Source organism: Brevundimonas sp. (genome assembly GCF_016463485.1).
In the GTDB taxonomy this organism is placed as follows: domain Bacteria; phylum Pseudomonadota; class Alphaproteobacteria; order Caulobacterales; family Caulobacteraceae; genus Brevundimonas.
This window is the reverse complement of the sequence record NZ_JAEMRD010000186.1, coordinates 1-5,550: the sequence shown is the minus strand read 5'-3', so window position 1 is coordinate 5,550 and position 5,550 is coordinate 1. Positions and strand designations below refer to the sequence as shown.

Annotated in this window: 7 protein-coding genes; 3 read left to right on the top strand and 4 right to left on the bottom strand. The window is 70.4% G+C overall.

Annotated features, from left to right (window positions below; all coding sequences use genetic code 11):
- On the top strand, nucleotides 1–539 hold a 539-nt coding region (locus JHC99_RS17255; protein ID WP_292155884.1), incomplete at its 5' end, for a hypothetical protein.
- 14 nt (nucleotides 540–553) lie between these two features.
- Nucleotides 554–1,651 (top strand): histidinol-phosphate transaminase, encoded by a 1,098-nt coding sequence (gene hisC, locus JHC99_RS17250; protein ID WP_292155883.1) that lies wholly within the window; start codon nucleotides 554–556, stop codon nucleotides 1,649–1,651.
- Here hisC and JHC99_RS17245 read toward each other — a convergent pair.
- From JHC99_RS17245 to JHC99_RS17230, 4 genes are read right to left on the bottom strand one after another with little or no spacing between them, the layout of a single operon-like run.
- Nucleotides 1,648–2,355: a 1-acyl-sn-glycerol-3-phosphate acyltransferase gene (locus JHC99_RS17245; protein WP_292155882.1), complete on the bottom strand. Its 708-nt coding sequence runs from the start codon at nucleotides 2,353–2,355 to the stop codon at nucleotides 1,648–1,650. The genes hisC and JHC99_RS17245 overlap by 4 nt on opposite strands.
- The gene (locus JHC99_RS17240; protein WP_292155881.1) at nucleotides 2,352–3,005 is read right to left on the bottom strand and encodes a YdcF family protein; all 654 of its coding nucleotides are present in this window, start codon (nucleotides 3,003–3,005) and stop codon (nucleotides 2,352–2,354) included. The genes JHC99_RS17245 and JHC99_RS17240 overlap by 4 nt, the downstream gene beginning before the upstream one ends.
- Before the next feature lie 15 nt (nucleotides 3,006–3,020).
- The gene (locus JHC99_RS17235) at nucleotides 3,021–3,902 is read right to left on the bottom strand and encodes an ABC transporter permease (protein WP_292155880.1); all 882 of its coding nucleotides are present in this window, start codon (nucleotides 3,900–3,902) and stop codon (nucleotides 3,021–3,023) included.
- Nucleotides 3,899–4,624, bottom strand: a complete 726-nt coding sequence (locus JHC99_RS17230; protein ID WP_292155879.1) for an ATP-binding cassette domain-containing protein — start codon at nucleotides 4,622–4,624, stop codon at nucleotides 3,899–3,901. The genes JHC99_RS17235 and JHC99_RS17230 overlap by 4 nt, the downstream gene beginning before the upstream one ends.
- Before the next feature lie 69 nt (nucleotides 4,625–4,693).
- Between JHC99_RS17230 and JHC99_RS17225 the strand changes: the two genes are divergently transcribed.
- Nucleotides 4,694–5,550 (top strand): MJ0042-type zinc finger domain-containing protein (locus tag JHC99_RS17225; RefSeq protein ID WP_292155878.1); only part of this gene is annotated, 857 nt, incomplete at its 3' end.

The window sequence follows — 5,550 nt, the reverse complement described above, 5'->3', positions numbered from 1 at the left end:
GCCATCGCCAGTCTGTCCTGCTGCGCGCCGTCTGGGGTCGGTTGTCGGCCCCGTCCGCCCCGCCGCTCGTCGCCTGCGGCCCGGCGGCGCAACAGGTCGCCGCCGACCGCTTCGGCCTGCCCGTCCGCGCCGTCGCCGATTCCGACGCCGCCCTGAGCGAGGCCCTTGCCGGGGCCCGCGCCGTCATAGACCTCGACACGCCAAAGCCCTGGTGGGGCCGGCTGCTGGCCCGGCCCGATCTGCGCGTAATCGCCGCCCTGCCCGACGACGCGCTCGGCCTCCCCCGGGCTCTGATGGTGTCGAAGGAAACCTCAGGCCCAACCGGCGACGATCGCACCTTCTGGATCACAGACAGCGCCCTGCCGGAGGCCCGGCTCACCCAGGCACTCGCCGAGGTCGGCGTGTCCGGCCACCTGCTCGTCGTCTCGGGCGGGTTGAAGCTGGTGGTGCTGGCGGGCTATGTGCAGGCTCAGGACGGGCGGCTTTCGGCAGCCCCCGGCGCCCTCAAGGGCGTGATCGGTGCCGCCCCCGTCTATTGAGATTCAATCCCGCCATGACCGACACGCTCGCGCCCACCCCCAAGCCCGGCATCCTCGACATCGCCCCCTATGTCGGGGGCAAGTCCTCGATCGCCGGCGTCGCCGAGCCGATGAAGCTGTCGTCAAACGAGAACGCCCTGGGTGCCGGGGAAATGGCCCGCGAAGCTTATGCGGCGGCCCTCAAGAATATCCACATCTACCCCGACGGCCGCGCCACAAAGCTGCGCAACGCCGTCGCCGAGCACCACGGACTGGAGCCTGAGCGGCTGATCTTCGGCAACGGCTCGGACGAGGTCTTTGCCCTGCTGAACCAGACCTACCTGACCGCCGGCGACAATATCGTCTGCGGCCAGTACGGCTTCCTCGCCTATCAGATCTCGGCCAAGGCCTGCGAGGCCACGGTCCGACAGGCGCCCGAGCCGAACTACAAATGCGAGATCGACGGCCTGCTGGCTTTGGTCGATGACCGGACCCGGATCGTCTATGTCTCCAGCCCGTCGAACCCGACCGGCAGCTACAATACCGCCGAGGAAATCCGTCGCCTGCACGCGGCACTCTCCCCCGATGTCCTTCTGGTCATCGACGAGGCCTATGCCGAGTTCGTCTCCGAGCCCGACTGGGAAACCGCCTTCCCGCTGGCGCGTCACGCCGCCAACGTCGTCGTTACCCGGACCTTCTCCAAGATTCACGGGCTCGGCGGTCTGCGCATCGGCTTCGGCTATGCGCCGCTCGCCGTCGCCGAGGCCATCGACCGCATCCGCCTGCCGTTCAACGTCAGCGTCCCGGGGCTCGAGGCCGCCACCGCCGCCCTGGCCGACGAAGCCCACCAGACCGCCTCGCGCGACCTGGTCCAGACCTGGCGTCCCCGCCTGACCCAGGCGATCAAGGGCTTCGGTTTCGACGTCCTGCCCAGCGTCGGCAACTTCGTCCTGGTGATCTTCCCTGACCAGGGGCTGACCGCCGCCGCCGCCAATGAGCATCTGCTGTCGAAAGGCATCATCGTCCGCGGCGTCGGCGGCTACGGCCTTCCCAACGCGTTGCGCATCACCATCGGCACCGAGGACCAGAACCGCGCCGTCCTGGACGCCCTCAGCGAGTTCGCGGCGGGCTAGACGTTCAACAGCGCGGTCGACGCTCCCTCGATCCGCGCTTCCAGCAGGCTCATGAACTCGGCCCGCTTCAGCCCCGCCGGGATCACAGGCAGGAACTCATAGACCACCGTCCCCGGCGTCCGCCGGAAGCCCTTGGCGTGCCAGTGCGCGCCCGAGTTGGTGGCCATGGGGACGCATGGACTGTCCAGGTCGCGGTACAGGGCTGCGATGCCGGGTTTGTAGTCGGGCGCGGCGCCGGGCAGGCCGCGCGTGCCCTCCGGGAAGATCAGGATCTGGCGGCCCTCGGCGAACCGGGTCCGGGCCTGGCGCACCATGTCCTTCAGCGCCTTGGAATGGGCCGAGCGATCGACCGCGATCATCTTGGTCTTCCAGGCGAACCAGCCGAAGAAGGGCAGGGGCATCAGCTCCTTCTTCATCACGAAACAGTTGTCCGGCAGGAAGGCGAAGGGCGCGATGACGTCCAGCATCCCCTGATGCTTGGAGGCGATCAGGGCGGCCCCGACCGGCCGATGCTCCAGCCCTCGCACCTCGACCTTGACGCCCGCGATCCAGCGCAGACCGAAGAGAACGAACCGCGCCCACATCCGGATCACCGTCATCGGCGCCCGGTACGGCAGCAACAGGACCGGCGACAGGGCGACGGCAAAGATCGCCATCGACAGATACAGCCAGGCGACGAACAGCAGCGACCGGATCGTGGTCATTCTGCCTTCTCCAGTCTGGCCTCCGGTTCGACCGGCGTCGGGGTCAGGGTCTCGCGCTCGCTGTGCCGACCGGTGATCCGGTGCAGGCCCTCACGGCCCAGGACGGCGAGATATTTCATGTATTCCAGCGTCATGCGCCGCGCCGTCACCGCCGCCTTCCACCAGCGCGAGTTGTCCAGCGACGGCGTCTCGACCGCATAGGGGTGCAGCCGGATGCCCGGCGCCACGCTGCGGATCTCCACCAGCGAGCGCGGCATGTGATAGTCGGAGGTGACCACGATCAGGTCGTCATAGCCGTGCGACCGGGCCCAGGCGGCGATCTCCTGGGCATTGCCCTCGGTATCCTCGGCCTCGAACCCCAGGTCGACGCAGCAGTTGAACAGCCGGTTCGACCCCGGCGTCAGCGCGCGCAACTCCTGGCGGCGGACCTCCTTGTTGACGCCCGAGATCAGCACCCGGTCGCCCTTGCCCTGGTCCAGCAGGCGGATGGCGGCATTGACCCGCTCGGCCGAGGGTCCGGTCAGGGCGACGATGGCGTCGGCGCGCTCGGGCGGATCGGCCGGCGTCAGGCCGCGCACCCGGTCCGCGAAGGCGAACAGGCCGACCACCCAGACCAGGGCGACGATGCCGATAAGCGTCAGAAACTTCATCTGATCTCCCTATCGTCAGGCCTTGCGGCCGCCAAGTGTTCCGAACACGGCGATTCTGGCCGCCACAAGCGCCACCGTAGCGGCCAGCAGGGGACATGGCGAGAGCCACAGGACGTCGCTCCAGGCCAGGGGCAGGGCCGCCGTCAGGCCCACCTCTCCGCCGAGCGCCCGCAACCCCGCGACCAGGACAGCTGCCGCGCCCGCGCCGATCAGTCCAGCCCCCGCCGCCAGCAGGCCGAACCGCCGCTGGAACAGCCAGGCGATACCGCTCTCGGTCGCCCCCGACAGGCTCAGGGTCTCGATCACGGCGCTTTGCGCCTTCATCCCCGCCCTCGTCGCATAGACGATGGCCGCCCCCGCCGCGCCTGCGGTCAACAGGAAGCCCGCGATGGCCAGGGCGGTGATCAGATTGGCCGCCCCCTCGACCTCGCCGCGCCACAGCGAATGGTCGTCGACACTGGCGTCCAGCCCCGCCTGCGCCAGCGCCCGGCTGAGCACCACGGTCGAGGCCGGAGCTTCCCGGTCCAGCCGCACCGTCACCAGGAAGGGCAGGGGCAGGTCGGGCAGGGCCGCCTCGCCCAGCCAGGGCCGCAGCAGGTCCTCGGCCGTCTTCCGGTCCATGGCCACGGCTTCTTCCACCCCGTCGACCCCGGCCAGGGTCTCGGCGGCGCGGGCGGCCGCGGCCGGGCCGGTCTCGCCAACGCGAGGCCGCACCTGGACCGTCGCCTCGGCCCTCAGCTCTCCGGCCCAGCCCCGCGCCGCCCGGTCCGCCGCCATCGCCCCGACGGCGGCCAGACAGGCCATGAAACACAGCACCGCAATCACCGCCGCCAGCCAGCTCTCGCCGGCCGCATCGCGCGGCAACAGACCCGGACGGCTGGAAAACGGCGACTTCACGGCCGGTCTCCAGAAGCGACCGCTCCCGTCAGCCTGCCGCGGTCCAGCCGCAGCCGTCGCGCGCCCGACCGCTCGGCCAGGGCCTCGTCATGGCTGGCGATCAGGACGGTGGCCCCCAGCTTGTTCAGCGACTGGAACAGCATCAGCAGCTTGTCGGCCATGGCCTTGTCCACGCTGCCCGTCGGCTCGTCGGCGATGATCAGTTCAGGATTGCCCATGACGGCCCGCGCGATGGCCAGCCGCTGTTTCTCGCCGCCCGACAGCTGCGGCGGCCGCGCATCCATCCGCTCGCCCAGGCCCACCCAACGCAGCATCTCCTCGACGTCGGCGCCGTACGACCCGGCCTTTCGGCCCGAGACCCGAAGGGTCAGGGCCGCGTTCTCGAACAGGTCCAGATGGTCCAGCAGCCGGAAATCCTGGAACACCACCCCCATTCGCCGCCGGAACGCCGGGGCTGCCGCGCGGTGCAGGTCCGTCACCTCCTGTCCGAACAGGGCGATCCGCCCGGCGGTCGGCCGCTCGGCCAGGGTCAGCAGCCGCAGCAGGGACGACTTTCCCGCCCCCGACGGCCCGGTAAGGAAGTGGAAAGAGCCGCGCGGCAATATGAGGTTAACGTCCCGCAGCACGTCGGGCGAATCGGCATAGCCGAAACCCACCCCCGCGAGGCGGACGGTTTCGGGCGCGGGTTCATCGGCGGCGGCGAGACGGGGCGGAGCAGTCATTTTTTCTATTGGACCGGGGCGCGGACGCCTCGACGGGAGGGGGCTGATGAAGCTCCACAGTCAGACCGCATGATACTGACCTGCCAGTCCTGCGCCACCAGCTATTTCACGCCCGACGAAGCGATCGGCGCGACCGGGCGTCGCGTCCGCTGCCGCACCTGCGCCCACACCTGGCACGCCAGCCTGGCCGACGAGCCGCTGGAGCTGTCCGAACCCGCCGATCCCGCCACCACGGTCCAGGCCGGATTCGGCAAACGCGAAGAGGCCCCCGAAACCCTCGCCGAGACCCCGGCCCCCGAATTGCCCAAGGTCTTCCGCGCCCGGGCCGAGGAACAGCGCCGCGTCCGCCGCGCCGCCACCCACGGCGCCGTCTGGGCCGGTCTGGCCAGCGTCTTCGTCGCCATCCTGGGGGCGGCCTGGCTGTTCCGGGTCGAGGTGGTGGACCTTTATCCGCGCGCGGCGGCCGCCTACGCCATGGTCGGCTCGCCCGTGAACCGCACCGGCCTGACGTTCGAGGCCATGGCGATCAAGGTCGCCCCCTATGACCCGGGCAAGGTCGTCGTCTCGGGCGCCATCAGGAACATCCGCGACAAGGAGATCGTCTCCCCCGCCATCCGCGTCGCCCTGCTGGACGCCCACGGCGCCGAGATCGGCTTCGAGATCATCGCCATCGACGCCGCCCCGGTCCTGCCCGGCGGGGTCCAGGGCTTCGCCGCCGTCGTCGCCGATCCGGGCCAGAAGATCGTCGGCATCGGCGTCGATTTCGTCGACGAGAGCCGCACCGCCAAGGCCGCCGAGGCCGGCCATGGCGAGGACGACAAGGCCGGGCATGGCGACGATCATGCGGCCTCCGCCGACCACGCCGCCGACCCCCACGCCGCGCCCGAGCATGGCGACGCGGCCGCCGGTGCCGATCACGCCCCGGT

Excerpts from the sequence above, each read along its gene's own strand:
- hisC (WP_292155883.1), top strand. The coding sequence starts at position 554 with ATGACCGACACGCTCGCGCCCACCCCCAAGCCCGGCATCCTCGACATC.
- JHC99_RS17230 (WP_292155879.1), bottom strand. The coding sequence starts at position 4,624 with ATGACTGCTCCGCCCCGTCTCGCCGCCGCCGATGAACCCGCGCCCGAA.
- JHC99_RS17245 (WP_292155882.1), bottom strand. The coding sequence starts at position 2,355 with ATGACCACGATCCGGTCGCTGCTGTTCGTCGCCTGGCTGTATCTGTCG.
- JHC99_RS17240 (WP_292155881.1), bottom strand. The coding sequence starts at position 3,005 with ATGAAGTTTCTGACGCTTATCGGCATCGTCGCCCTGGTCTGGGTGGTC.